This window comes from Pseudomonas sp. LAMO17WK12:I5 (assembly GCF_900215165.1).
In the GTDB taxonomy this organism is placed as follows: Bacteria; Pseudomonadota; Gammaproteobacteria; order Pseudomonadales; family Pseudomonadaceae; genus Aquipseudomonas; species Aquipseudomonas putida_A.
The window spans coordinates 95,296-120,667 of record NZ_OBDS01000017.1; the positions used below are offsets into that span (position 1 = coordinate 95,296).

The following is a 25,372-nucleotide window of genomic DNA, read 5'->3' on the forward strand; positions in this document are numbered from 1 at the left end:
TCAGTGGACTCCATGGTGATGTGAGACTGAGGCGCGGCGTGCATTGCCGGTGTCCGGGTGCAGCAGGCGCTGGGTGCGCGGGTATTCGCCGTGTTCGCTGATGAAATTCAGCAGTTCGACGTAGGTCTTGCTGCTCTGGCGCAACGCCGCTTCCCGCAGGGCCGGGCGCAGACGCTCGTCCTGCATGGTCTGCAACAGCCGTTGATGAATCGCGCAGAGGTACTCGGCGCTCTCCTCCGGCTGATTCAAGCGCAAATGCAGATCCGCGAGGTTGTGGTGGGAGATGACGCAGGCCGCCACCGCTTCGTCGGCATCGGCCCAGCGCTCGAACAGCACTTGCGCCAGGGCCAGGGCTTGCAGATAAGCTTCACGGGCATCAATCAGCTCGCCCAGCATGAAGCAGCGATTGGCCCGTTCGATCGTGCGTTTCCAGTGCTCCATGGTGAACCTCCAAAGCGGTTGCGGTATTTACACGCCGCCAGCGGTGAGTTTCTCGGGGTTGAGCAACTCTTCCAGTTGGCTGCGCGACAGGTCGGTGTGCTCCAGCGCGACGTCGATCACCGGGCGGCCCTGCTTGTAGGCCTGCTTGGCGATTTCGGCGGCTTTCTGGTAGCCGATGATCGGGTTGAGCGCGGTGACCAGAATCGGGTTGCGCGACAGCGCTTCCTTGAGCCGCGACTCATTGACCTTGAAGCTGGCGATGGCCTTGTCGCCGAGCAGACGACTGGCATTGGCCAGCAGTTCGATGCTGCTCAGCAGGTTCTGGGCGATGATCGGCAGCATCACGTTCAGTTCGAAATTGCCCGACTGGCCGGCGATGGTGATCACCGAGTCGTTGCCGATCACTTGTGCGGCGACCATGGCGGTGGCTTCCGGGATCACCGGATTAACCTTGCCCGGCATGATCGACGAACCCGGTTGCAGGGCTTCCAGCTCGATCTCGCCAAGGCCGGCGAGCGGACCAGAGTTCATCCAGCGCAGGTCATTGGCAATTTTCATCAGCGACACGGCGGTGGCCTTGAGCTGACCAGAGACGGCGACGGCGGTGTCCTGCGAGCCGATCAGGGCGAACAGATCCTTGCCCGGAGTGAATTGCACATTCGTCAGTTGGCTGAGCTGGCGACTGAAACGCTTGGCAAACTCCGGATGCGCGTTGATCCCGGTGCCGACCGCCGTACCGCCCTGCGCCAGCGATTGCAGGCTCGGCAGCAAGTCCTGCAGATGACCGATGTTGGCCTTGAGCTGCTGCGCCCAGCCATTGAGCACCTGACTCATGCGCACCGGCATCGCGTCCATCAAGTGCGTGCGGCCGGTTTTGACGTGGTGGTGCACCTGTTCGGCTTTGTTTTCGATGACCTGCACCAGATGCAACAGCGCCGGCAGCAGTTGTTCGTGCAACGCCAACGCCGCGCTGACGTGGATGGTGGTCGGAATGATGTCGTTGCTGCTCTGGCCGCAGTTGACGTGATCGTTCGGGTTGACCGGCTCGCCGAGCAGGCGGCTGGCGAGGGTCGCAATCACTTCGTTGGCGTTCATGTTGGAGCTGGTACCGGAGCCGGTCTGGAAGATATCCACCGGGAAATGCTGCATGAAATCGCCTTCGAGCAGGCCTTGCGCGGCATCGCTGATGGCTTTGCCCTGGCCGGCGCTGAGCTGGTTGAGCTCGACGTTGGCCCGCGCGGCGGCGGCTTTAGCGAGGATCAGCGCGCGAATGAATTGCGTCGGCATCGGCTTGCCACTGATCGGGAAATTATCCACTGCACGTTGGGTCTGCGCGCCATAGAGAGCGTCCACCGGCACCTGCAGTTCGCCCATGCTGTCGCGCTCAATACGAGTCTTGGTCATCGGTAAATCCTTGGACTAATTCAATGAGAGGAATCGAGGGAAGCAACTCGCAGGTCGCCAGTTGCCAGGTGTAGCGCTGCCAGCGCTGGAGCCGGCAGTTGCACAGCGACAGGCGCTCCATTTCACGCAACGGCCGCCAGGCTTGATCGAGACACAGGCTGCGCCAGTGCCACGGCAAGGCTATATCGGTGGCCGTGTCGAGCAGCAAACGGAAGGAGGTTTCAGCGATGGTCCACGGGGAAGTCGCCGTGCAGCAGGCCAGATAACGGCCTTCGGCCAGGTAATGTTCGATCAGGCGCGGTTCGTCAGGATCCATCGCGCAACGGATCTGGCGACTCATCCAGCGCCAGCTTTCGAGGTACGGCTGCTCGTGCAAGGCAGAACTCATGATCCGGGACTCGTTCGGAGATGAGATTTATTATTAGATGATAATGATAACCAAAACAAGAGTGCCTGGTTACACAAACTCCATTGTGGGTGCGAGCCTGCTCGCGAAGGCGTCGTGTCAGTCACCGCTGCGGTCGGCTGTTAAATCGCTTTCGCGAGCAGGCTCGCTCCCACAAGGTTTTGTGTGGAGCCAAGAAAAAAGGCGCGCCACCCGATGAGGTGGCGCGCCTTTCTTGTCTGACCGCTGGGGCTTAGCTGCCCGCGACAGTCATCCGCTCGATCAGCACCGAGCCCGTACGAATATTGCTGCGCAGCTCCAGATCATTACCGACTGCGACGATCTGCTTGAACATGTCGCGCATGTTGCCGGCGATGGTCACTTCCTGCACCGCGAACTGGATTTCGCCGTTCTCGACCCAGAACCCCGCCGCCCCACGCGAATAGTCGCCGGTGACCATGTTCAAGCCATGGCCCATCAACTCGGTAACCAACAAGCCACGGCCCATGCGCTTCAACAGCGCCGCCTGATCTTCATCACCGTGAGTGACGAACAGGTTGTGTACGCCTCCCGCATTGGCAGTGCTCGGCATGCCGAGTTTGCGCCCGGAGTATGTGCCGAGGATGTACGACACCAGCTCGCCCTTCTCAACGAACGGTTTGGCGTAGGTGGCCAGACCATCGCCGTCGTAGGACGCACTGCCCATGGCGCGCATCAGATGCGGACGCTCATCGATGGTCAGCCATTCCGGAAACAGCTTCTGCCCCAGCGTGCCTTCGAGGAACGATGATTTGCGATACAGACTGCCGCCAGACACCGCCGACAGGAAGCTGCCGAACAAGCCGCCCGCCAGTTCAGCGGAAAACAGCACCGGCACTTCGCAGGTCGGTACCGGACGCGCGCCCAGACGGCTCGCGGCGCGTTGCGCGGCACGCTGGCCGATGCTCACTGGATCCGCCAGCAGGCTGCCCTGACGGTTCACGTCATACCAGTAATCGCGCTGCATCTGGCCGTCGGCTTCGGCGATCATCACGCAGCTCAGGCTGTGCCGGGTCGACGCGTAACCGCCGATGAAACCGTGGCTGTTGCCATATACACGACAGCCCTGATGGGTGCTGAGGGTGGTGCCGTCGGCGTTCTTGATTCGCGCATCGGCGTCGAACGCCGCCGCTTCACAGAGCAACGCCTTCTCGATGGCCTGCTCCGGGGTGATGTCCCATTCGTGGAACAGGTCGAAATCCTGCACATCCCTGGCCATCAGCGCGGCATCGGCGAGGCCCGAGGCTTCGTCTTCAGAGGTATGTTTGGCGATCGCCAGTGCAGCGGCAACGGTTTCACGAATCGCGTCCGGCCCGGTGGCGGACGTGCTGGCCGAGCCTTTGCGCTGGCCGACGTACAGGGTGATGCCAAAGCCCTGGTCGCGATTGAATTCGACCGTCTCGACCTCACGCTGACGCACCGACGTCGATAAACCCTGCTCCAGCGACACCGCGACTTCACAGGCGCTGGCGCCCTGACGCTTGGCTTCGGCGATGATCTGCTCGACCTGTTCCTGCAGTGCCGGCAATGCTTGCGGGCCGACGCTTTGAACTGCACTCATGCTCATCTCCACTCAAATTCTGCTTTCGGCTGGGGTCATCGAGCGACCGGGCCGGACAAGCGGCCCCCGACTGGTTATCATGGCGGCGTTTCTTTGCGGACTGCCACCATGGTTGATTCTTACGACGACTCCCTCGATACGGGAGAAAAAAGCAAATCTCAGGTCAAACGCGAGCTGCATGCTCTGGTTGACCTTGGCGAGCGCCTTACAACACTCAAGCCCGACTTGCAGGCAAAACTGCCATTGACCGACGCCTTGCGCCGGGCCCTGGCTGATGCGCCGAAGCACACCGCGAACATCGCGCGTAAACGGCACCTGCAGTTCATCGGCAAACTGATGCGCGATCAGGACACTGACGCGATTCTGGTCCTGCTCGATCAACTCGATGCCTCCACCCGTCAGTACAACGAGCGTTTCCACAACCTCGAACGCTGGCGTGACCGCCTGATCGCTGGTGACGATGCCGTGCTGGAGAAATTCGTCGTCGAATACCCCGACGCCGATCGCCAGCAACTGCGTTCCCTGATCCGTCAGGCTCAGCACGAGGTTGCACACAACAAACCTCCTGCTTCCAGCCGCAAGATCTTCAAGTACATCCGTGAGCTGGACGATACCCAACGCGGCCTGCGTTGATACTCGCCATCGGGTGGCCGCCCTGCGCGCCACCCGCAGCTCCACCTCTTTTTATGCGCCCGTGCCACCCACGGTAATCGCATCGATCTTCAGCGTCGGCTGACCGACACCCACCGGCACCGACTGCCCGTCCTTGCCGCACGTGCCCACACCGCTGTCCAGCGCCAGATCGTTACCGACCATCGACACCCGGCTCATCGCCTCGGGGCCGTTGCCGATCAACGTCGCGCCCTTGACCGGCGCGGTGATCTTGCCGTCCTCGATCAGGTACGCCTCACTGGTGGAGAACACGAACTTGCCGCTGGTGATGTCGACCTGACCGCCGCCAAGGTTGGCGCAGTAGATGCCCTTCTTCACCGACGCGATGATTTCCGCCGGATCACTCTCGCCTCCGAGCATGTAGGTGTTGGTCATGCGCGGCATCGGCAGATGCGCGTAGGACTCGCGACGACCGTTGCCGGTACGGGCCACGCCCATCAGACGCGCATTGAGCTTGTCCTGCATGTAACCTTTGAGCACGCCGTTCTCGATCAGCGTGGTGCACTCGGTCGGGGTGCCTTCGTCGTCGACGCTCAGCGAGCCGCGACGACCGCTCAACGTGCCGTCATCGACAATGGTGCAGAGCTTGGAGGCAACCATTTCGCCCATGCGCCCGCTGTAGGCCGAACTGCCCTTGCGGTTGAAGTCGCCTTCCAGACCGTGACCGACCGCTTCGTGCAGCAGCACACCGGACCAGCCCGAACCGAGGACGACAGGCAAGGTGCCGGCCGGTGCCGGAATCGCTTCCAGATTCACCAGCGCCTGACGCAGTGCTTCACGGGCATAGCCCATGGCACGGTCTTCGGCGAGGAAATAACGGTAGTCGGTACGCCCGCCGCCGCCATGTCCGCCGCGCTCGCGACGCCCATTCTGCTCGACGATCACGCTGACGTTGAAACGTACCAGCGGACGCACATCAGCGGCCAGGCCACCGTCGGTGGACGCCACCAGAATCCGTTCCCAGACCCCGGCCATGCTCACGCTGACCTGCTGAATCCGTGGATCGAGGGCGCGGGTGGCGACGTCGATGCGCTTGAGCAGCTCGACTTTCTCGGCGCGGCTCAGCACTTCCAGCGGATTGTCCGGCGCATACAACTGCGCGACGTCCTGGGTGCTGAACGCCTGCACCGTGCCGTTCTGCCCGGCGCGGGAAATCGAGCGGGCGGCACGGGCCGCAGCGCCCAGGGCTTCGAGGGTGATCGCGTTGCTGTAGGCAAAACCGGTTTTCTCGCCGGACTGCGCACGCACGCCAACACCTTGGTCGAGGTTGAAGCTGCCTTCCTTGACGATACCGTCCTCCAGCGACCACGACTCGGAGATCTGGCCCTGGAAATACAGATCGGCAGCATCGATGCCCGGGCCGGCCAGATCGCCGAGCACACCTTGCAGGCTCTCGATGGTCACGCCGCCGGGCGCCAACAGGTGATCACTGACTGAGGACAACAACTCGCTCATAGGTTTACGCCTTAAATTCATGTTCTGAAGCAGGCCGCTGGGCGCCCTGCGAGAAAAACCGCCGATGACTCGTCACCGGCATTCGCGCCCTGATAGACGCTTGTTCATCACTGTCGCGTGCGGCCAACAATACCGCCTCGCCTTGATCCTGATGCGCCAGCACACGGCCCCACGGGTCGACAATCGCCGCATGACCGAAGGTTTCACGCGGTCCCGGGTGAGTCCCGCCCTGCGCTGCCGCCAATACATAACACTGCGTCTCGATGGCCCGGGCGCGAATCAGCACATCCCAATGCGCCGCACCGGTCACTGCGGTGAAGGCCGACGGGGCGGTAATCAACTCGGCACCGGCGGCGCGCAATTCGCTGTACAGCTCCGGAAAGCGCAGGTCGTAACACACGGTCAGGCCGACTCGGCCAACCGGCGTGTCTGCGACCACCACGCCACTGCCATAAGCATAGTCATCGGATTCGCGATACCGCCCGCGATTGTCCGCCACATCAACATCGAACAGGTGCAACTTGTCATACCGTGCCACGGTTTCACCCTGATCGTTGACCAGCAGCGAACAGGCATGCGACTTGGCGTCCGGTTGCCCAAGCGGCGGCAACGGCAAGGTGCCGGCCACTATCCATAACTTGAGGTCGCGGGCGGTCTGTTTCAACCATGGCAGGATCGGACCTTCGCCCAGCGCTTCGGCACGGCCGATGTCGGCGATGTCGCGACGGCCCATGGCGGCGAAGTTTTCCGGCAGCACCGCCAGCTTCGCGCCGCCGGCCGCGGCCTGTTCGAGCAGGCGTCGAGCCTGCGCCAGATTGGCCAGCACATCACTCTGGCTGACCATTTGAATCACCGCTAAAGACATGGCGCACTCCGTAACAGGTATGCGGCCATGCTACTCCATAGGCCTGGGATGTGGCTGTTCAAAAAGGCTTGTCGAAGGTGATTTTCGGCTCTTTCCACGGGCCTTTGACGGTGTACTTGACGCTGGCGAAGCGCGCCACGCGGTCGCCGATAAGCTTGTCGATCAGGAACAACGCCCCGCCGACCGCCGGCGCGCCGACGATCAACGCGGCAATCGGCAGGTTGTTGGTCACCGGCAAGGTCACCAGCAATTTCGCATCGACCTTATCACCGACCAGATCCAGCGTACCGTCCAGCTCAAGGTTGCTCGAAGGACCGGTCAGACGAATCGGCTCGCGGGTGACATACACGCCGTTATTTGCCACCAACAGGCCCTTGACCCGATCGTAGCTCAAGCCTTTGCCAAACAAGTCGGAGAAGTCCAGGCGCAGACGACGGCCGATGGAGTTGAAGTTGAGCAGACCGAACACCCGCAACGCCTGCGCGCCGCCCTCCACTTCAACGAACTGACCTTTATTGAGCGAGGCGTCCAGCGTGCCGGAGAAGCGCTTGGTCGCCAGCCATGCCGGCGAGCCCGGCCAGCGGCCATCGACATCCATGTGGAACTCTTCACTGGTCACGCTCGGCGCAAAGCCCCAGCCCTTGAGCACATCGGCAAGGTTCTTGCCGCTGATCCGGCCCTTGAACCAGCTGTTGGTCGAACCCGGCGCCCCTTCCCAGCCGCCATTGCCCTGCAACAGGATGCCCTTGAGGCCCATATCGAGATTGTTCAGGGCAATGCCTTTGGCCGTCGGTCGAACCTTGAGCGACCAGCCGCCCACCAGATCCTGGCCCAGAAACAACTGATTGATGGTGATATCCAGCGCGGGAATCTTCGTCGGGTCGACCGAAACCAGCGGATCAGGCGAATTCTCGTCGGCCTGCACCGTCGGATCCGGCGCCGGCAGACGTACGTATTGCAGATTGACCGCGATCGGCGCGCCCTTGGCATCGGGCAGGCTGGCCGAACCCTTGGCCTGCTGGCTGTCGAGCGACAGATTCCACGCCCATGGCTTGCGATTGACCTGCACGGCGGCCTGATCGAGCGTGGTGCCGAATGCGGTGAGCTTGCCCACCTTGAAGTCGGCACTGTTGAGCAATTGTTTGGCACTGCCGCCCGGATCGTTGCCGGCGTATTTGCTGACCAGATCCTGCCACGGCGCGACGTCCAGCTCCGACAGCACACCACGAATGCGCAAACCCTTGGCCTCCGGCAGAACTGCATCGCCCGCACCGAGGAACAGCTCGCCGCGGCCATCGGCGATATTGCTCGGCGGCGCGGCGAAGGTGAAGCTCGCCAGTTGATCGTAGTTGACCCAGTAACGCCGCTCCGCACCTTGCAACGTCATGCGGAACACCGTGTCACGACCCTGCTCGGCCGACATGCCAAACGGTGCCGGCAGATCCACTGCCACACCTTTCATGCTGGAGCTGACAGTGAGCTGACTGTCAGTGCCGTCAAGGTTGACCTGCAACTGATACGGAAGGGTCCCGGAAACCGGCAACGGCTGAGTCACGCCCAGCCAGTCAGTGAGCTTCTTGACCTCGACCTGCCCGGAAGCCGCGACCCGAGTCTTGAGCTTGTTCGGGCTGCCATCAGCGAAAATCTGCGCGGTCACCGGCTTGTCGAAGGCCCTGGCGGCGATGTTCTGCCCGCTCAGCCCCTTGGCGCTGTCAAAACGGAAATCGCCCTTGAGCTGACTCAGTTCCAGCTTCGGCTCAGCCAGTTTCAGGCGCGCATTGGCGGTTTTGAAATCGACGAGGATCTTCGGCAGATCGCCCTTTTCCAGCGGAATGTCGAGTTTGACCCTGCCCTGCGAATCGCCCTCGCCTTCCCAGCCGGCAAAGGTTTCGCCGGTACCGATCGGCGCGGTCTGCAGAATCTTCAAGCCATCGCCCAGCCCGCCGACAAATCCGCCGTCGAGCAACAGATGGGTGGGCTGCCCGGCCGGCACATGGGGAATGTTGACGAAAACGTCGCTGACCTGGGTGTCGAGCAACTGGCCCTTGTCCGCCACGATGCGCACGCCGCTGTCCTCGATGAACACATCGCCGCTGACCTTGCTCACGTGCGGCCAGCCCGGCTGGAACGCCAGCTCGGCGTCATGCACCTTGAAGAACAGGCTGATGCTGCGATCCACGTCCTTGGCGTTTTTGCTCAGCGAACCCTGGTACTGGAAGAAGCCCTGATCCACGGCGCCCTTGAGGATCGCTGTACGCAGCCACTCGTCGAGGGCCGGGCTCAAGACTTCGGGCAGGTATTTGGCGGTGTAGCGACCATCGCCATCGACCAGCCCGACGCGCAGATCCATGTAGTCTTCCTGGCTATGGTCGAAGTGCAGGCGGATCAGGAAGTCGCCGGCAATTTTGCCCTCTTCGCCCAGCACTTTCAGGTACGGCGCGATCAGGGTGAAACCTTCTTTATCGAGCTTCCAGGTCAGTCGGGCATTGGCCTGGATGTATTGCCATGGCTTGGCGAAGATCGGGTCGAGGTGCAGGACGAAATCCTTGCTGTCCAGGCGCAGCTCGCCACCGTCGAGGTTACCACTGAGGCTGCCACTGACGTTTCGCGCCGCCGGGGCACCGTGATAGGCATCGAAACCGACATTATCGAGGTTGGCAGCGAAGCCGAATTTCGAACCGTCGGTGGCGTTGGGGCGAAAATCCAGCAGTACGTTGCGCAGTCCACCCGTCACCTTCAGGTGGTCGATCACCGTGGCGACGTTTTCGGGCAACGGCCCCAGCGCATTGAGCAACGGTGTGATCGGTGTCAGGTCGAGGCGGTCGGCCTGCAAGTGCCACAACTCATCGGTTTTATCGGTGGCCACCGTCTGCTTGAGCTGCACATGGGATTCCCAGCGGGTCTCGCCGAAGTTCATCGCCAGCGAATCGAGAGTGACAATCGCGCCCTCGTCATCACGCTGGTAATAGCCGTTGAGCGCCAGATTGCTGATCTTGATCGGCTTGCGCTCGGCATAAGCGCCGGTCACCTGTGGTGCGTTCAAACGGATGGCGGCGCTTTGCAGAGCGCCGTCGTTCCAGTTCACCCACAGCTCGCCGCCCGCTTTGATCTCGGAAAAATTCCACTGTTGAGTCACACGCTCAGGCAGCCACTTCGACCAATCGCTTTGCGGCAGGCTGACATAACCTTCCACCGAACTGTTCGGCAATTGAGAGGGGCGAATCCGTGTACGCAGGCTCATCGCCACCGGTTGCCCGTCGGGCAAGGTCAGACGAGCATCGAGACGCTGACGGCTGCTGCCGGTTTTCAGATTTAGACCGACATAAGTAAAGGTCATCGGCGCCTGATCTAGCGGCTGCACGGTCACCTGACTGTCGAGCACCGACAGTTGCTGAACCATCTGCGAACGTTGGAACAATTGCTCGGGATCCAGCGGCTGATCGTTCTGCACCGGCAGGCCTTCCAGCGCCCAAGTGCCGTCCTGCGCTTCCTTGACGCTGATCTTCAGGCCGTTCAATTCCAGGTGGGCGATGCGGACTTCGCGCGCCAGCAGACTGGCCCAGAGGTCAGGCACCACGCGCACCCGATCCAGACGCAAGGCATTGGCGCCGTCACCGACCATCACATCGTGGGCCAGCAGAATCGGCGCGAAACCGCTCCAGTTGCCTTCCAGTTCGCCGATCTGCAACGGCATGCCGAGCGCAGCCGTGGCCTTGTCTTCGATATCGGTGCGGTATTCCGCCACCAGTGGCGTCAGTTCCCGACCGAGGCTGACGTACAACGCCATCAACACCAGAACCAACGCGCACAGGCCCAGCCCCCAGCGGGTCAGTGCGGCCAAAATGCGTGTCAGACGCTCCATGTCAGTTGGCTCCCATGGCAAAAAAACTACTGAAAGCTGAGGCCAGCCGTTGTGGATTAAATGTGCTGCAGGGGTTCAGAGCAGCACCACGTCATATTGTTCCTGGGAATACATGGTTTCGACCTGAAAGCGTATGGTGCGGCCGATAAACCCTTCAAGCTCGGCGACGTTACCGGATTCTTCATCGAGCAAACGGTCCACCACTTTCTGGTTCGCCAGCACCCGGTAACCTTCGGCCTGATAGGCGCGGGCTTCGCGCAGAATCTCGCGGAAAATCTCGTAACAGATGGTTTCCGGGGTCTTCAGCTTGCCCCGGCCCTGGCAACTGCTGCACGGCTCGCACAGCACTTGCTCAAGGCTTTCGCGGGTGCGCTTGCGGGTCATCTGCACCAGGCCTAACTCGGTGATGCCGATGATGTTGGTCTTGGCGTGATCACGTTCGAGCTGTTTTTCCAGGGTGCGCAGCACCTGGCGCTGATGCTCTTCATCTTCCATGTCGATGAAGTCGATGATGATGATCCCGCCCAGATTGCGCAGGCGCATCTGCCGGGCAATCGCGGTGGCGGCTTCGAGGTTGGTCTTGAAGATGGTTTCTTCAAGGTTGCGATGGCCTACAAACGCGCCGGTGTTGACGTCGATGGTGGTCATGGCTTCCGCCGGATCGACCACCAGATAGCCGCCGGACTTGAGCGGCACTTTGCGCTCGAGGGCTTTCTGGATTTCGTCTTCGACGCCATACAGGTCGAAAATCGGCCGTTCGCCCGGATAGTGTTCCAGACGATCGGCAATCTCCGGCATCAGTTCGGCGACGAACTGCGTGGTTTTCTGGAAGGTTTCCCGGGAGTCGATACGGATTTTCTCGATCTTCGGGCTGACCAGATCGCGCAAGGTGCGCAGGGCCAGACCGAGGTCTTCGTAGATCACACTTGGCGCGCCGATGGTCTGGATCTGCGCATTGATCTGATCCCACAGACGGCGCAGGTAGCGGATGTCCATGAGGATCTCATCGGCCCCGGCACCTTCGGCGGCGGTACGCAGGATGAAGCCACCGGCCTCCTTGATTCCTTCCTTGGCCACACAATCGCTGACCACCTGTTTGAGGCGCTCGCGCTCGGCTTCGTCTTCGATTTTCAGGGAAATGCCGACGTGGGCGGTGCGCGGCATGTACACCAGATAGCGCGACGGAATCGACAGCTGCGTGGTCAGGCGCGCGCCCTTGGAACCGATCGGATCCTTGGTCACCTGTACCACCAGGCTCTGCCCTTCGTGCACCAGCGCGCTGATGCTTTCCACCGCCGGGCCTTCGCGCAAAGAAATTTCCGAGGCATGAATGAACGCGGCGCGATCCAGACCGATGTCGACGAATGCCGCCTGCATGCCCGGCAGCACCCGGACAATCTTGCCCTTATAGATGTTGCCGACGATCCCGCGTTTTTGCGTGCGCTCAACGTGGACTTCTTGCAGCACACCGTTTTCGACCACCGCCACGCGCGATTCCATCGGCGTGATGTTGATCAGAATCTCTTCACTCATGGCAGGGTCTCGTTCAGGCATGTTCACGATAATGGCCGCATCTTGATTCGTACGACGCTCATTGCGCGTTCAGGTTTTGCCAACAGGGTATGCCGAAATGGCCCAACAGTTCTGCGGTTTCGCAAACCGGCAGCCCGACCACCGCCGAATAGCTGCCATTGAGCCCGGCGACAAACACCGCGCCGAGGCCCTGAATGCCATAACCGCCGGCCTTGTCCCGGGGTTCGCCACTGGCCCAGTAGGCCGCCGCTTCTTCGCGGCTGATCGGGCGGAACCGCACCAGACTGCGCACCACGCGCGACTCGCAGCGCTCGCCTTCGAGCACGGCGATGGCGGTCAGCACTTCATGCTCCTTGCCGGACAACATCATCAGCATGGCGCATGCATCGGCTTCGTCCACCGGTTTGCCAAGAATTTTGCCGTCGAGCACCACGGCGGTGTCCGCGCCCAGAACGCAAAACGCCGCGTCGGACACCCGCGTGCGTCGACCGGCCTCGGCCTTGCCACGCGCGAGGCGTTCGACATAGGCCGAGGGCGATTCTTCGGGGATTGGGGTTTCATCGATGTCCGCACTGATGGCGGAGAACGGCACGCCGATCTGCGTGAGCAACTCACGCCGACGCGGCGAACCAGAGGCGAGGTAAAGCGGCTTCATCAAGACATCTCCCTTGTCGAGGTGCGGGCACATGCCTGACCGAATCAGTTGATTTTGTAGCGCCGGCGCAATCCACGCAAAGCGAAGCTGACCCAAGGCCAGAGCAAGGCACTGACCAGTGCCGGCAGTACCAGCGCCAGGGTGGGCTGACGATTGCCGGTCAAGGCGCTGAGCCACAGTTGAACCAGTTGAGCGAGGCCGAAGATCACCAGGATCACCAGGCATTGCTGCCACATCGGGAACATCCGCAGACGCTGCTGCAACGACAGCACGAGGAAGGTGATCAGCGTCAGGATCAAGGCATTCTGGCCAAGCAGATCGCCCTGCAGCACGTCTTCGGCCAGCCCCAGGCAGAACGCGGTGACCATGCCGACCGTATGCGGCATGTACAACGCCCAGAAAGTCAGCAGCAAGGCCAGCCAGAGGGGACGCAGGATTTCCATGAACATCGGCAGCGGTGAAACGCTGAGCAGGATGCCGAAGACAAACGTCAGCCAGACAATCCAGCCGTTACGCGAAGCGGTAGCGCCGACCATTATTCTTGTCTCCCTGTGTTGCCCGGCGCAGTGGCGGGCGGTTTCGCCGCCGGACGCGCAGCAGGCTGGGAAGCTGGCGGCTTGCTTGCCGCCGCTGGCTTGGCCGCAGGTTTGGCCGGCGTGGTGCTGGCCGCAGCAGCGGGCGCTGGAGCGGTCGACGCAGCTGGCGTTGTCGCGGCTGCCGGTGTGTTGACGACTTTCGGCACCGTGGCCGGAAGCATCGGGCCACCGCCCTGCGCATCGAGATTTTCCTGGGCCTGCGCCGCATCGTTGGCGCGCTCTTCGGCGGTGCGGTTGTCACTGAACACCAGCAGCAGATAACGGCTGCGGTTTAACGCAGCGGTTGGCACCGCGCGAACAATCGCGAACGGCTGGCCGGAGTCGTGGATGACTTCCTTGACCGTCGCCACCGGATAACCGGCCGGGAAACGCTGACCCAGGCCGGAGCTGACCAGCAGATCGCCTTCCTTGATGTCGGCGGTATCGGCGACATGGCGCAGTTCCAGGCGTTCCGGGTTACCGGTGCCGCTGGCAATCGCCCGCAGACCGTTACGGTTCACCTGCACAGGAATGCTGTGAGTGGTGTCGGTCAGCAGCAGCACCCGGGAGGTGTAAGGCATCAACTCGACCACCTGGCCCATCAGGCCGCGTGCATCGAGCACCGGCTGACCGAGCACCACGCCATCGCGCTCACCTTTATTGATGATGATGCGATGGGTGAAGGGATTGGGGTCCATGCCGATCAACTCGGCCACTTCGACCTTCTCGTTGACCAGTGCGGAGGAATTGAGCAACTCGCGCAGCCGCACGTTCTGCTCGGTGAGGGCGGCAAGCTTCTGCATGCGGCCCTGCAACAGCAGGTTCTCGGTCTTGAGTTTTTCGTTTTCGGCGACCAGCTCGGTGCGGCTGCCGAACTGACTGGCGATGCCTTCCCACAGCCGTCCGGGCAGGTCGGTGATCCAGTAGGCGTCCATCAACACCAGCGACGCTTGTTTGCGCGCGGGCTTGAGCAGGTCGAAGCGGGCATCGACCACCATCAGCGCGACCGATAGCACGGCCAGCACCAACAGGCGCACACCCAACGAAGGGCCTTTGGCGAAAAGCGGTTTAATAAGCCGCTCCTCCCAGGCAAATGTTCTGTTTATTCATACGGCATCAAACCGGCCTGGATGAAGACTGACAGAAGATAAACGCCAACAGGCAGCACTGCAAAGTGCTGCCTGTGCGCTCACCCACGTATTGCAAACCGGCGCTTATTCGCTGGAGAGCAGGTCCATGGTGTGCTTGTCCATCATTTCCAATGCACGGCCACCGCCGCGAGCAACGCAGGTCAGCGGATCTTCGGCAACGATCACCGGCAGACCGGTTTCCTGAGCCAGCAACTTGTCGAGGTCACGCAGCAGTGCGCCACCGCCGGTCAGCACCAGGCCGCGCTCGGCGATGTCGGAAGCCAGTTCCGGCGGCGATTGCTCCAGGGCGCTTTTCACCGCCTGAACGATGGTGGCCAGGGACTCTTGCAGAGCTTCCAGCACTTCGTTGGAGTTCAGGGTGAATGCACGTGGAACACCTTCGGCCAGGTTGCGACCGCGAACGTCGACTTCGCGAACTTCGCCGCCCGGGTAGGCCGTACCGATTTCCTGCTTGATGCGCTCGGCAGTCGATTCACCGATCAGGCTGCCGTAGTTGCGGCGCACGTAGGTGATGATCGCTTCGTCGAAGCGGTCGCCGCCCACGCGGACGGATTCGGCGTAGACCACACCGTTCAGGGAGATCAGCGCGATTTCAGTGGTACCACCACCAATATCGACGACCATCGAACCGCGTGCTTCTTCAACCGGCAGGCCGGCACCGATCGCAGCAGCCATCGGCTCTTCGATCAGGAACACTTCACGGGCACCGGCACCAAGGGCCGATTCACGGATGGCACGACGCTCAACCTGGGTGGATTTGCATGGAACGCAGATCAGCACACGAGGGCTGGGCTGCAGAAAGCTGTTTTCGTGAACCTTGTTGATAAAGTATTGCAGCATCTTTTCGCAGACGCTGAAGTCGGCGATCACGCCGTCCTTCATCGGACGAATGGCAGCAATGTTGCCCGGCGTACGGCCGAGCATGCGCTTGGCTTCGGTGCCGACAGCAACGACACTTTTCTGGTTACCGTGTGTCCGAATGGCCACAACCGATGGCTCATTCAGGACGATACCGCGCTCGCGCACGTAAATAAGGGTGTTGGCAGTGCCCAGGTCAATGGAAAGATCGCTGGAAAACATGCCACGCAGTTTCTTGAACATGGGAAAGGGACCCTAGGCAACGCGTGGGTAAAAAAGTGCGGCAAACTCTAACAACGACAGGGATTTTGGGCAAGGCGCCAATATGTTAAATTGGCCGCTTTTCTGTGCACCAAGCCCCACAATCGCGGCCTTATGACCGTAGAAGTGCGGTAGTGTTCCGACAATCTAACACACGGACGCCGTCCGTTCTGTTTTCCACTGGAGAATCCCGATGGCGCTAGAACGCTCCGACGTGGAAAAAATCGCACATCTGGCCTGCCTTGGCCTGAATGATGCCGATCTTCCGCACATTACTTCCGCCCTCAACAGCATTCTCGGGCTGGTCGACGAAATGCAGGCCGTTGATACCGACGGTATCGAGCCTTTGGCCCACCCGCTGGAAGCCAGTCAGCGCCTGCGCGCCGACGTCGTGACCGAGACCAATCACCGCGAGGCCTATCAGTCCATCGCACCAGCGGTCGAAAACGGCCTGTATCTGGTTCCGAAAGTCATCGACTAAAGGGAAAGAGCCTGCAATGCATCAAATGACTCTGGCCGAGATCGCCCGCGGTCTCGCCGATAAAAAGTTTTCCTCCGAAGAGCTGACCAAAGTCCTGCTGGCGCGTATTACCCAGCTCGATCCGCAGCTCAACAGTTTCATCAGCCTCACCGAAGAGCTGGCACTCGAGCAGGCGAAAGCCGCCGATGCACGCCGGGCCAACGGTGAGAGCGGCGCCCTGCTCGGTGCGCCGATCGCCCACAAGGACCTGTTCTGCACCCAGGGCATCCGCACCAGCTGCGGTTCGAAGATGCTCGACAACTTCAAGGCCCCGTACGACGCCACCGTGGTCGCGAAACTGGCCGCTGCCGGCGCCGTGACCCTGGGCAAGACCAACATGGACGAATTCGCCATGGGTTCGGCCAACGAGTCGAGCTGGTACGGTGCGGTGAAAAACCCGTGGAATCTGGAACACGTGCCGGGTGGTTCGTCCGGTGGTTCGGCGGCGGCGGTTGCCGCTCGTCTGTTGCCGGCGGCCACGGCCACCGATACCGGTGGTTCGATCCGTCAGCCCGCTGCATTCACCAACCTCACAGGCCTGAAACCGACGTACGGTCGTGTTTCGCGCTGGGGCATGATCGCTTACGCCTCCAGCCTCGATCAGGGTGGCCCGTTGGCGCGTACGGCCGAAGACTGCGCGATTTTGTTGCAAGGTATGGCCGGGTTCGACCAGAACGACTCCACCAGCATCGATGAGCCGGTTCCGGATTACTCCGCCAGCCTCAACACTTCGCTGCAGGGCCTGCGCATCGGCGTGCCGAAGGAATACTTCAGCGCCGGTCTCGACCCGCGCATCGCCGAACTGATCCAGAACAGCATCAAAGAGCTGCAGAAGCTCGGTGCCGTGATCAAGGAAATCAGCCTGCCGAACATGCAGCACGCGATTCCTGCGTACTACGTGATCGCGCCAGCCGAGGCCTCCTCGAACCTGTCGCGTTTCGACGGCGTGCGTTTCGGCCATCGCTGCGAGAACCCGGAAAACCTGATCGACCTGTACAAGCGCTCCCGCGGCGAAGGCTTCGGGCCGGAAGTGCAGCGCCGGATCATGGTCGGTGCCTACGCGCTGTCCGCCGGTTACTACGACGCCTACTACCTGAAAGCGCAGAAGATCCGTCGTCTGGTGAAAAACGACTTCATGGCGGCCTTTAATGAAGTCGACATCATCCTCGGCCCGACCACGCCGAACCCGGCCTGGAAGCTCGGCGCGAAGAACAGCGACCCGGTCGCTGCCTATCTGGAAGACGTCTACACCATCACCGCCAACCTCGCGGGCCTGCCGGGCCTGTCGATGCCGGCCGGTTTTGTCGACGGTCTGCCGGTGGGCGTGCAGTTGCTTGCGCCGTATTTCCAGGAAGGTCGCCTGTTGAACGTTGCCCATCAGTATCAGTTGAACACTGACTGGCACACCCGCACCCCAACCGGCTTCTGAGGAGACACACATGCAATGGGAAGTCGTGATCGGGCTGGAGATTCACACTCAGCTCACTACCCGGTCGAAAATCTTTTCCGGTAGTTCCACCCAGTTCGGCTCCGAGCCGAACACCCAGGCCAGCCTGATCGACCTGGGCATGCCCGGCGTATTGCCGGTGCTGAACCAGGAAGCGGTGCGCATGGCGGTGATGTTCGGTCTGGCGATTGACGCCGAGATCGGTCAGCACAACGTGTTCGCCCGCAAAAACTACTTCTACCCGGACCTGCCGAAGGGCTACCAGATCAGCCAGATGGAATTGCCGATCGTCGGCAAGGGCCACCTGGACATCGCGCTGGAAGACGGCACCGTCAAACGTGTCGGCATCACCCGCGCGCACCTGGAAGAAGACGCCGGCAAGAGCCTGCACGAAGAATTCAACGGTGCCACCGGCATTGACCTGAACCGTGCCGGCACGCCGCTGCTGGAAATCGTTTCCGAGCCGGACATGCGCAGCGCCAAGGAAGCCGTGGCGTACGTCAAGGCGATCCATGCGCTGGTGCGTTACCTGGGCATCTGCGACGGCAACATGGCCGAAGGTTCGCTGCGTTGCGACTGCAACGTCTCGGTACGCCCGAAAGGCCAGGTCGAGTTCGGTACCCGCTGCGAGATCAAGAACGTCAACTCGTTCCGCTTCATCGAGAAGGCCATCAACTCCGAGATCCAGCGGCAGATCGAGCTGATCGAAGACGGCGGCAAAGTGATCCAGCAGACCCGTCTGTACGATCCGAACAAGGACGAGACCCGTCCGATGCGCTCCAAAGAGGAAGCCAACGACTATCGTTACTTCCCCGACCCGGACCTGCTGCCGGTGGTCATCGAAGAGTCGTTCCTCGGCGAGGTGCGCGCCACCCTGCCGGAACTGCCACCGCAAAAACGCGAGCGCTTCCAGAGCCAGTTCGGTCTGTCGGCCTACGACGCCAACGTGCTGGCCACCAGCCGTGAGCAAGCGGACTACTTCGAGAAGGTCGCAGCCATCGGCGGCGACGCCAAACTGGCGGCGAACTGGGTGATGGTCGAGTTGGGCAGCCTGCTCAACAAGCAAGGCCTGGACATCGACGAGTCGCCGGTTTCCGCTGAACTGTTGGGCGGCATGCTGCAGCGCATCAAGGACAACACCATCTCCGGCAAGATCGCCAAAGTGGTGTTCGAAGCGATGGCCAACGGCGAAGGCACGGCGGACGAGATCATCGACAAGCGCGGTCTCAAGCAAGTGACCGACAGCGGCGCGATCTCCGCGGTGCTGGACGAAATGCTCGCGGCCAACGCCGAGCAGGTCGAACAATACCGTGCGGCAGACGAAGCCAAACGCGGCAAGATGTTCGGCTTCTTTGTCGGTCAGGCCATGAAGGCTTCGAAAGGCAAAGCCAACCCGCAGCAAGTGAACGAACTGCTGAAAAGCAAGCTCGAAGGCTGATGCAAATGGGGCCAGACCTGAAGCCTGGCTCCATCCCCTGTGGGAACAATCCATAGCTGAAGGGGTTTTGTGGTGAGGGGATTTATCCCCTCACCACTGAAGCTGATCTTCACATTGGGTTGTTTCCACATTTGTTTTGTGGAGCCTTTGAATGAAACGTCTGCTCGGCGCCTGCGCCCTGCTCTCCTTGCTCGCCGGTTGCGCCAGCAACGACATCATCGACCCGCACGGGTACGACCAGACCGGCGTCGCCTCCTATTACGGTGCCAAGCACCACGGTAAACGCACCGCCAGTGGCGAGCCGTTCAACCAGCATTCCCTGACCGCCGCCCACCGCCAATTGCCATTCGGCACACGGGTGAAGGTCACCAACCTGAAAAACGACAAATCCTGCGTTGTGCGCATCAACGATCGCGGCCCGCACACCCGCGGCCGCTTGATCGATGTCTCGCGTGAAGCCGCCGAACGCCTCGGCATGCTCGGTAGCGGCACGGCGCGGGTGCGCATACAGGCCCTCGACGACTGATGGAGCGCTGACCATTTTTGCTCTAGCCGATTTACCGCTGATCAATGTGATCGAACTGCTCAGCGGCCTGATCCTGCTGATCCTCGGCGCCGAACTGATGGTGCGCGCCGCCGTGCGTCTCGCCGCGCGCCTGCATGTGCGACCGCTGATCATCGGCCTGACCATCGTCGCCCTCGGCAGCAGCGCCCCACAGATGGCGGTCAGCTTGCAAGCGACCCTGGCGCACAACCCCGACATTGCCGTCGGCAGCGTGATCGGCAGCAGCATCTTCAACATCCTCGTGACCCTCGGCCTGTCGGCGCTGATCATTCCGCTGCGGGTGTCGCGGCAACTGGTGCGCTTGGACATTCCGCTGATGATCGGCGCCAGCCTGCTGGTGTTCGTCCTCGCCTGGAATGAACAGATCGGCCGCTTCGACGGCGTGCTGTTGCTCGCGGCATTGGCGTTGTATCTGGGCCTGTTGCTGCGCCAGTCGCGGCACTCGGCGCGCCCGCATTCGGAATTGCCGCAAGCCCCGCAGGCACCGTGGTTCAGCAGTCTGCTGATGATCGTTGTCGGCCTGGCGCTGTTGGTGTTCGCCGGGCATTTGCTGCTCGGCGCAGCGGTGGCGGTGGCGACCGATCTGGGCTTCTCCGAACGGGTGATCGGTCTGACGGTGGTTGCGGTCGGCACCTCGTTGCCGGAACTCGCCACCTCGCTGATCGCGGCATTGCGCGGACAACGCGATATCGCCGTGGGCAACGTGATTGGCGCCAACCTGTTCAACCTGCTCGGGGTGCTCGGGGTCACTGCGTTGATTGCGCCGACGCCGTTGTCGGTCTCGCCCAACGCGCTGGATTTCGACTTGCCGGTGATGCTCGGCGTCGCCGCTTTGTGCCTGCCAGTGTTCTATTCCGGCTACCGCGTGACCCGCGTCGAAGGTTTGTTGTTGCTCGGTTTGTACGCGGCTTACGGGCTGCACGTGGTGTCGTTCACCACCGGCATGCCACTGGCCGGCAAACTGGAAAAACTGATGCTGTTCTACGTGCTGCCGACGCTGCTGGCGTTTCTGTTGTTCACGTCCGTACGCGCCTGGCGCCGCCAACACCACAAGAGGGATGTGCCATGACCGATTCGCAGAAAACCGGGGTTGAAATCCGCCGTCAGGTAATGGGCGATGCGTTCGTTGATCGCGCCTTGGGCAACGCCACTGAATTCACTCAGCCGTTGCAGGATTTCGTCAATGAACACGCCTGGGGCGGGGTGTGGAATCGCGAAGGTCTGCCGCTGAAAACCCGCAGCCTGATTACCCTTGCAGCGCTGACCGCATTGAAGTGCCCGCAGGAATTGAAGGGCCACGTGCGCGGTGCGCTGAACAACGGCTGCACGGTCGAAGAGATTCGCGAGGCGCTGCTGCATTGCGCGGTGTACGCCGGGGTGCCGGCGGCGATTGATGCGTTTCGTGCGGCGCAGGAAGTGATCGATACCTATCAGAAACCTGAATGATCGAACTGACGCCTTCGCGAGCAAGCCCGCTCCCACATTGGGAATGCATTTCCCTGTGAGAGCGAGCCTGCTCGCGAAGAGGCCCTGTCAGCCACTGAAGATCTGTCAGTCAGATCCACCCACCCCACTGCAACAGAAAGATCCCGATATTGGTGGTCACCGCCGCCATCAGCGTGGTCATCACGATAATCGCTGCCGCCAGCTCATGATTGCCCTGCGCCGCCCGGGCCATGACGAAACTGGCCGCCGCCGTCGGGCTGCCGAAGTACAGAAACAGAATCCCCAGCTCTGCGCCACGAAAGCCCCACAACCACGCCCCCAGCGTCGCCAACACCGGCAGGCCGATCATCTTCACCAGACTCGAACTCAGCGCCATGCTGCCGCTCTTGCGCAGCGCCGCCAGTGACAGCGTGCCACCAATGCAGATCAGCGCCAGCGGCAAAGTGGTTTGCGCCAGATACTGGCCGGAGGTTTCCAGCCAGCCCGGCAGGCTGATCTGGAAATACGCGAACGGCGCGGCGGCAATCACGCTGATGATCAGCGGGTTGCTGAACACGCTTTTGCAAATGCTCCACGGATCGGACTTGATCACCGGGCTGTACACCGCGAGCACGATGGTCGACAGCGTGTTGTAAAACAGGATCACCAGCGCCGCGAGAATCGCCCCGAGGGAAATCCCGTAGTCGCCGTACATGCTCGCCGCCAGCGCCAGACCGATCACCCCGTTGTTGCCGCGAAACGCACCCTGGGTGTAGATGCCGCGATCTTCACGCGGGCACTTGATGATCGCCCAGCCCCAGGCCAGAGCAAAACTCACCAGCGTCGCGATCGCAAAATAGATCAGCAGCGCCGGTTGCAGTGCGGCGTGCAGATCCGCATGCAGAATCCCGAGAAACAGCAGCGCCGGCATGCTGACGTTGAACACCAGCGCCGAGGCGGTGTGGATGAAGTTATCGTTGATCCAGTCGATGCGCTTGAGCAACACCCCGAGGAACAGCATGGCGAACACCGGCGCGGTGATGTTCAGGGTTTCGAGGAAGATTGCCAGCATGCCGGGGGGAGCCTTTGGGTGAGCGTCGTCAGGGCTTAATGATAAGCCACCCGATCCTTTGGCGTCTGTTGGATCGCTTTCGCGAGCAGGCTCGCTCCCACAGGGGAATGCATTTCAAATGTGGGAGCGAGCCTGCTCGCGAAGAACGATGACCGCGGTATCAGGTAATCGGCGCAGGATTGAACAGGGTGATGTCGTTATGCAGCTTGTGCTTCTCCGCCCAGGTCTGCTGCTTGCCGCTCGCCACATCCAGGTAGTAGTGGAACAACTCCCAGCCCAATTCCTCGATGGTCGCGCGCCCGGTGGCAATCCGACCGGCATCGATGTCGATCAGGTCCGGCCAGCGCTGCGCCAGCTCGGTGCGGGTCGAAACCTTGACCACCGGCGCCATCGCCAAACCATAAGGCGTACCTCGCCCGGTGGTGAACACATGCAGGTTCATTCCCGCTGCCAACTGCAAGGTGCCGCAGACAAAATCGCTCGCCGGTGTGGCGCAGAAAATCAAACCCTTCTGCTTGAAACGCTCGCCCGGGCCGAGCACGCCATTGATCGCGCTGCTACCGGATTTGACGATCGAACCCAGCGACTTCTCGACAATGTTCGACAACCCGCCCTTCTTGTTGCCCGGCGTGGTGTTGGCACTGCGATCCGCTTCACCTTTGGCCAGATAACGGTCGTACCAATCCATCTCGCGCACCAGTTCCTGCGCCACGGTCTTGGTTTCGGCACGGGAAGTCAGCAGATAAATCGCATCGCGCACTTCGGTGACTTCGGAAAACATCACCGTCGCCCCTGCGCGCAGCAGCAAGTCCGAGGCATAACCCAGCGCCGGGTTGGCGGTGATGCCGGAGAACGCATCGCTGCCGCCGCACTGCATGCCGAGGATCAGTTCGGAGGCCGGCACGGTTTCGCGACGGCGCTGGTCGAGCTTCTTCAAACGAGTATCGGCCAGCGCCATGATCTGCTCGATCATCTCGGTGAAACCGTGACTGGAATCCTGCAGGCGATACAGCCATGGCTCGCTGAGATCGACCGAGGCATCGTCCTCGTGCATCACCTGCCCGGCCTGCAATTTCTCGCAGCCTAGGCTGATCACCAGCGCTTCGCCACCCAGGTTCGGGTTGCGCGCCAGGTTGCGCACGGTGCGGATCGGTATATAGGCGTCAGTGGCGGTGATCGCCACGCCGCAGCCGTAACTGTGGGTCAGCGCCACCACATCATCGACGTGCGGATACTTCGGCAGCAACTCGTCCTTGATGCGTTTCACCGCGTGATCGAGCACGCCGGTCACGCACTGCACCGTGGTGGTGATCCCGAGAATATTGCGCGTACCGACGGTGCCGTCGGCGTTGCGATAACCCTCGAACGTGAAGCCTTCCAGCGGGGCCTGTGCGGCAGGCACCTCGGTGGACAGCGGCAGGCTGTCCAGCGGCGGCGCGGTCGGCATGCGCAGTTGATCTTCCTTGACCCAGCTGCCACGCGGGATCGGCTGCAACGCGTAGCCGATGGTCTGGCCGTAGCGAATCACCTGGCCGCCCTCGGGAATGTCCTCGAGGGTGACCTTGTGGCTCTGCGGCACAAAGTCCACGGTCACCAGACCGTCCGGGAACTCGGTGCCGGCCGGTACGCCCTGGTCGTTGACCACAATCACTACGTTGTCCCGCTCGTGCAGACGGATGTAGCGCGGCGAGTCGGAATGTTCAATCAACTGCATGACGCCGCTCCTCAGGAATGCGCTTGAGACAATTTGCCGGTGATTTCAGAACCACCGTTGGTTGGCGGCTCTTTGAGCACCACACGTTTGATCGGGCCGACGATCACCAGGTAGCTGAACACCGCGACCAGTGCGTTGGCACCGACGAACACCAGCGCCCACTTGAACGAACCGGTGGAGCTGATGATGTAGCCAATCACGATCGGCGTGGTAATCGAGGCGATGTTGCCAAAGGTGTTGAACAGGCCACCGCTCAGACCGGCGATCTGTTTTGGCGAAGTGTCGGACACCACTGCCCAGCCCAACGCGCCCACGCCTTTGCCGAAGAATGCCAATGCCATGAAGCCGACCACCATCCATTCAACATCGACATAGTTGCAAGCGACGATGCTGCTCGACACCAGCAATCCGGCGATGATCGGTGCCTTGCGGGCGAAGGTCAGCGAATGCCCTTTGCGCAGCAAGTAATCGGAAATCACCCCGCCAAGCACGCCACCGATGAAACCGCAGATTGCCGGCAACGAGGCGATAAAACCGGCCTTGAGGATGGTCATGCCACGCTCCTGCACCAGGTACACCGGGAACCAGGTCAGGAAGAAATAGGTGATGCCGTTGATGCAGTACTGACCCAGATATACACCGAGCATCATGCGGTTGGTCAGCAACTGACGGATGTAATCCCACTTCGGACCGTCGGATTTTTTGCCTTGCTTGACGTCCATGTCGACCATGCCGCCGTTGTCGGCGATGAACTGCACTTCGGCTTCGTTGGCCAGCGGATGTTGACGCGGGCTGTGGATAACCTTGAGCCAGACCAGCGAGAAGATGATACCGAGGATGCCCATGACGATGAACACGTGCTCCCAGCCGAAGCGATACACGATCCAGCCCATCAGCGGTGCGAACAGCACGGTGGCGAAGTATTGCGCCGAGTTGAAGATCGCCGAGGCGGTACCGCGTTCCGCAGTCGGGAACCAGGCCGCGACAATCCGCGCGTTGCCGGGAAAGGATGGCGCCTCGGCCAGGCCCACCAGAAAGCGCAGCATGAACAGCGCAACGATCGCCGTGGACATGCCGAATTCACCGACAAAGCCTTGCAGCACGGTGAACAGCGACCAGGTGAAAATGCTCAGGGCATAGACTTTTTTCGAGCCGAAGCGATCGAGCAGCCAGCCACCGGGAATCTGCCCGGCAACGTAGGCCCAGCCGAAAGCGGAGAAGATGTAGCCGAGGGTGACCGCGTCGATGCCGAGGTCTTTTTGCAGGCTGGAACCGGCGATGGCGATGGTCGCGCGGTCGGCGTAGTTGATCGTGGTCACCAGGAACAGCATGAGCAGGATCAAATAGCGGACGTGAGTCGGCTTGGACGATTGCATGTAGATGTACTCCCACTGATTATTTTTATGCGCGGGTGAATCTTCTTTGGTGTTGCTTTTGTGGGAGCTGGCTTGCCAGCGATGGCATCACCGCGGTA

At 61.4% G+C, this 25,372-nt stretch carries 22 protein-coding genes; 7 read left to right on the forward strand and 15 right to left on the reverse strand.

Annotation, left to right across the window (positions count from 1 at the left end; all coding sequences use genetic code 11):
* The 4 genes from CRO59_RS26730 to pmbA form a co-directional block, all read right to left on the reverse strand.
* Window positions 1–441 (reverse strand): hypothetical protein, encoded by a 441-nt coding sequence (locus CRO59_RS26730; RefSeq protein ID WP_096795353.1) that lies wholly within the window; start codon window positions 439–441, stop codon window positions 1–3.
* Window positions 442–468: 27 nt separating this feature from the next.
* Window positions 469–1,845, reverse strand: a complete 1,377-nt coding sequence (locus CRO59_RS26735) for an aspartate ammonia-lyase (RefSeq protein ID WP_097090389.1) — start codon at window positions 1,843–1,845, stop codon at window positions 469–471.
* Window positions 1,826–2,233 carry a hypothetical protein gene (locus CRO59_RS26740; RefSeq protein ID WP_027610839.1) on the reverse strand — a complete coding sequence of 136 codons (408 nt, stop codon included), beginning with the start codon at window positions 2,231–2,233 and terminating at the stop codon, window positions 1,826–1,828. Before CRO59_RS26740 ends, CRO59_RS26735 begins: the two co-directional genes overlap by 20 nt.
* Before the next feature lie 250 nt (window positions 2,234–2,483).
* The gene (gene pmbA, locus CRO59_RS26745; RefSeq protein ID WP_027610838.1) at window positions 2,484–3,830 is read right to left on the reverse strand and encodes a metalloprotease PmbA; all 1,347 of its coding nucleotides are present in this window, start codon (window positions 3,828–3,830) and stop codon (window positions 2,484–2,486) included.
* Window positions 3,831–3,938: 108 nt separating this feature from the next.
* On the opposite strand from pmbA, the gene yjgA reads away from it, so the two are divergent.
* Window positions 3,939–4,463 carry a ribosome biogenesis factor YjgA gene (gene yjgA, locus CRO59_RS26750; protein ID WP_007961589.1) on the forward strand — a complete coding sequence of 175 codons (525 nt, stop codon included), beginning with the start codon at window positions 3,939–3,941 and terminating at the stop codon, window positions 4,461–4,463.
* Between the two features lie 51 nt (window positions 4,464–4,514).
* On the opposite strand, the gene tldD is transcribed toward yjgA, so the two are convergent.
* From tldD to mreB, 8 genes are all read right to left on the reverse strand, one after another.
* Complete coding sequence (tldD, locus tag CRO59_RS26755) at window positions 4,515–5,957, reverse strand: metalloprotease TldD (RefSeq protein ID WP_007961588.1); 1,443 nt, start codon at window positions 5,955–5,957, stop codon at window positions 4,515–4,517.
* Window positions 5,958–5,961: 4 nt separating this feature from the next.
* Window positions 5,962–6,822 (reverse strand): carbon-nitrogen hydrolase family protein, encoded by an 861-nt coding sequence (locus CRO59_RS26760; protein ID WP_096795350.1) that lies wholly within the window; start codon window positions 6,820–6,822, stop codon window positions 5,962–5,964.
* Window positions 6,823–6,880: 58 nt separating this feature from the next.
* Window positions 6,881–10,684, reverse strand: a complete 3,804-nt coding sequence (locus CRO59_RS26765) for a YhdP family protein (protein ID WP_097090388.1) — start codon at window positions 10,682–10,684, stop codon at window positions 6,881–6,883.
* A gap of 75 nt (window positions 10,685–10,759) precedes the next feature.
* Window positions 10,760–12,217, reverse strand: a complete 1,458-nt coding sequence (gene rng, locus CRO59_RS26770; protein WP_007961585.1) for a ribonuclease G — start codon at window positions 12,215–12,217, stop codon at window positions 10,760–10,762.
* A gap of 58 nt (window positions 12,218–12,275) precedes the next feature.
* A complete protein-coding gene (locus CRO59_RS26775; RefSeq protein WP_096795348.1) occupies window positions 12,276–12,872 on the reverse strand; it encodes a nucleoside triphosphate pyrophosphatase in 597 nt (198 codons plus the stop codon).
* 44 nt (window positions 12,873–12,916) lie between these two features.
* Window positions 12,917–13,408: a rod shape-determining protein MreD gene (gene mreD / locus CRO59_RS26780; RefSeq protein WP_096795347.1), complete on the reverse strand. Its 492-nt coding sequence runs from the start codon at window positions 13,406–13,408 to the stop codon at window positions 12,917–12,919.
* On the reverse strand, window positions 13,408–14,520 hold the full coding sequence (mreC, locus tag CRO59_RS26785) for a rod shape-determining protein MreC (protein WP_096795346.1): 1,113 nt from the start codon (window positions 14,518–14,520) through the stop codon (window positions 13,408–13,410). Before mreC ends, mreD begins: the two co-directional genes overlap by 1 nt.
* Window positions 14,521–14,661: 141 nt before the next feature.
* Window positions 14,662–15,699, reverse strand: coding sequence for a rod shape-determining protein MreB (gene mreB, locus CRO59_RS26790; protein ID WP_002555108.1), 1,038 nt, complete (start codon window positions 15,697–15,699; stop codon window positions 14,662–14,664).
* Between the two features lie 211 nt (window positions 15,700–15,910).
* Between mreB and gatC the strand changes: the two genes are divergently transcribed.
* The 6 genes from gatC (at window position 15,911) to CRO59_RS26820 (ending at window position 21,133) form a co-directional block, all read left to right on the forward strand.
* Complete coding sequence (gene gatC / locus CRO59_RS26795) at window positions 15,911–16,198, forward strand: Asp-tRNA(Asn)/Glu-tRNA(Gln) amidotransferase subunit GatC (RefSeq protein ID WP_003221657.1); 288 nt, start codon at window positions 15,911–15,913, stop codon at window positions 16,196–16,198.
* 16 nt (window positions 16,199–16,214) lie between these two features.
* The gene (gatA, locus tag CRO59_RS26800; RefSeq protein ID WP_097090387.1) at window positions 16,215–17,666 is read left to right on the forward strand and encodes an Asp-tRNA(Asn)/Glu-tRNA(Gln) amidotransferase subunit GatA; all 1,452 of its coding nucleotides are present in this window, start codon (window positions 16,215–16,217) and stop codon (window positions 17,664–17,666) included.
* 10 nt (window positions 17,667–17,676) lie between these two features.
* Complete coding sequence (gatB, locus tag CRO59_RS26805) at window positions 17,677–19,122, forward strand: Asp-tRNA(Asn)/Glu-tRNA(Gln) amidotransferase subunit GatB (RefSeq protein WP_007961565.1); 1,446 nt, start codon at window positions 17,677–17,679, stop codon at window positions 19,120–19,122.
* Window positions 19,123–19,273: 151 nt separating this feature from the next.
* Window positions 19,274–19,648, forward strand: coding sequence for a septal ring lytic transglycosylase RlpA family protein (locus CRO59_RS26810; RefSeq protein WP_007966094.1), 375 nt, complete (start codon window positions 19,274–19,276; stop codon window positions 19,646–19,648).
* A 46-nt stretch (window positions 19,649–19,694) separates the two neighbouring features.
* Entirely contained in the window at window positions 19,695–20,756 is a 1,062-nt protein-coding gene (locus CRO59_RS26815; protein WP_096795344.1) for a calcium/sodium antiporter, read from the forward strand.
* Complete coding sequence (locus CRO59_RS26820; RefSeq protein WP_027610831.1) at window positions 20,753–21,133, forward strand: carboxymuconolactone decarboxylase family protein; 381 nt, start codon at window positions 20,753–20,755, stop codon at window positions 21,131–21,133. Before CRO59_RS26815 ends, CRO59_RS26820 begins: the two co-directional genes overlap by 4 nt.
* 109 nt (window positions 21,134–21,242) lie before the next feature.
* Here the strand turns inward: CRO59_RS26820 and CRO59_RS26825 are convergent, their stop codons facing one another.
* The 3 genes from CRO59_RS26825 to CRO59_RS26835 all read right to left on the reverse strand — a co-directional run bounded on the left by CRO59_RS26825 (window position 21,243) and on the right by CRO59_RS26835 (window position 25,274).
* Entirely contained in the window at window positions 21,243–22,184 is a 942-nt protein-coding gene (locus CRO59_RS26825; RefSeq protein WP_097090386.1) for an AEC family transporter, read from the reverse strand.
* Window positions 22,185–22,344: 160 nt separating this feature from the next.
* The gene (gene garD, locus CRO59_RS26830) at window positions 22,345–23,898 is read right to left on the reverse strand and encodes a galactarate dehydratase (RefSeq protein WP_097090385.1); all 1,554 of its coding nucleotides are present in this window, start codon (window positions 23,896–23,898) and stop codon (window positions 22,345–22,347) included.
* Between the two features lie 11 nt (window positions 23,899–23,909).
* On the reverse strand, window positions 23,910–25,274 hold the full coding sequence (locus CRO59_RS26835) for an MFS transporter (protein WP_027610828.1): 1,365 nt from the start codon (window positions 25,272–25,274) through the stop codon (window positions 23,910–23,912).
* Between the last annotated feature and the right edge of the window lie 98 nt (window positions 25,275–25,372).

What these genes read in the sequence shown, in the direction of transcription:
- CRO59_RS26730 (WP_096795353.1), bottom strand. Translation starts at nt 441, where the DNA reads ATGGAGCACTGGAAACGCACGATCGAACGGGCCAATCGCTGCTTCATG.
- CRO59_RS26735 (WP_097090389.1), bottom strand. Translation starts at nt 1,845, where the DNA reads ATGACCAAGACTCGTATTGAGCGCGACAGCATGGGCGAACTGCAGGTG.
- CRO59_RS26740 (WP_027610839.1), bottom strand. Translation starts at nt 2,233, where the DNA reads ATGAGTTCTGCCTTGCACGAGCAGCCGTACCTCGAAAGCTGGCGCTGG.
- pmbA (WP_027610838.1), bottom strand. Translation starts at nt 3,830, where the DNA reads ATGAGTGCAGTTCAAAGCGTCGGCCCGCAAGCATTGCCGGCACTGCAG.
- yjgA (WP_007961589.1), top strand. Translation starts at nt 3,939, where the DNA reads ATGGTTGATTCTTACGACGACTCCCTCGATACGGGAGAAAAAAGCAAA.
- tldD (WP_007961588.1), bottom strand. Translation starts at nt 5,957, where the DNA reads ATGAGCGAGTTGTTGTCCTCAGTCAGTGATCACCTGTTGGCGCCCGGC.
- CRO59_RS26760 (WP_096795350.1), bottom strand. Translation starts at nt 6,822, where the DNA reads ATGTCTTTAGCGGTGATTCAAATGGTCAGCCAGAGTGATGTGCTGGCC.
- CRO59_RS26765 (WP_097090388.1), bottom strand. Translation starts at nt 10,684, where the DNA reads ATGGAGCGTCTGACACGCATTTTGGCCGCACTGACCCGCTGGGGGCTG.
- rng (WP_007961585.1), bottom strand. Translation starts at nt 12,217, where the DNA reads ATGAGTGAAGAGATTCTGATCAACATCACGCCGATGGAATCGCGCGTG.
- CRO59_RS26775 (WP_096795348.1), bottom strand. Translation starts at nt 12,872, where the DNA reads ATGAAGCCGCTTTACCTCGCCTCTGGTTCGCCGCGTCGGCGTGAGTTG.
- mreD (WP_096795347.1), bottom strand. Translation starts at nt 13,408, where the DNA reads ATGGTCGGCGCTACCGCTTCGCGTAACGGCTGGATTGTCTGGCTGACG.
- mreB (WP_002555108.1), bottom strand. Translation starts at nt 15,699, where the DNA reads ATGTTCAAGAAACTGCGTGGCATGTTTTCCAGCGATCTTTCCATTGAC.
- gatC (WP_003221657.1), top strand. Translation starts at nt 15,911, where the DNA reads ATGGCGCTAGAACGCTCCGACGTGGAAAAAATCGCACATCTGGCCTGC.
- gatA (WP_097090387.1), top strand. Translation starts at nt 16,215, where the DNA reads ATGCATCAAATGACTCTGGCCGAGATCGCCCGCGGTCTCGCCGATAAA.
- gatB (WP_007961565.1), top strand. Translation starts at nt 17,677, where the DNA reads ATGCAATGGGAAGTCGTGATCGGGCTGGAGATTCACACTCAGCTCACT.
- CRO59_RS26810 (WP_007966094.1), top strand. Translation starts at nt 19,274, where the DNA reads ATGAAACGTCTGCTCGGCGCCTGCGCCCTGCTCTCCTTGCTCGCCGGT.
- CRO59_RS26820 (WP_027610831.1), top strand. Translation starts at nt 20,753, where the DNA reads ATGACCGATTCGCAGAAAACCGGGGTTGAAATCCGCCGTCAGGTAATG.
- CRO59_RS26825 (WP_097090386.1), bottom strand. Translation starts at nt 22,184, where the DNA reads ATGCTGGCAATCTTCCTCGAAACCCTGAACATCACCGCGCCGGTGTTC.
- garD (WP_097090385.1), bottom strand. Translation starts at nt 23,898, where the DNA reads ATGCAGTTGATTGAACATTCCGACTCGCCGCGCTACATCCGTCTGCAC.
- CRO59_RS26835 (WP_027610828.1), bottom strand. Translation starts at nt 25,274, where the DNA reads ATGCAATCGTCCAAGCCGACTCACGTCCGCTATTTGATCCTGCTCATG.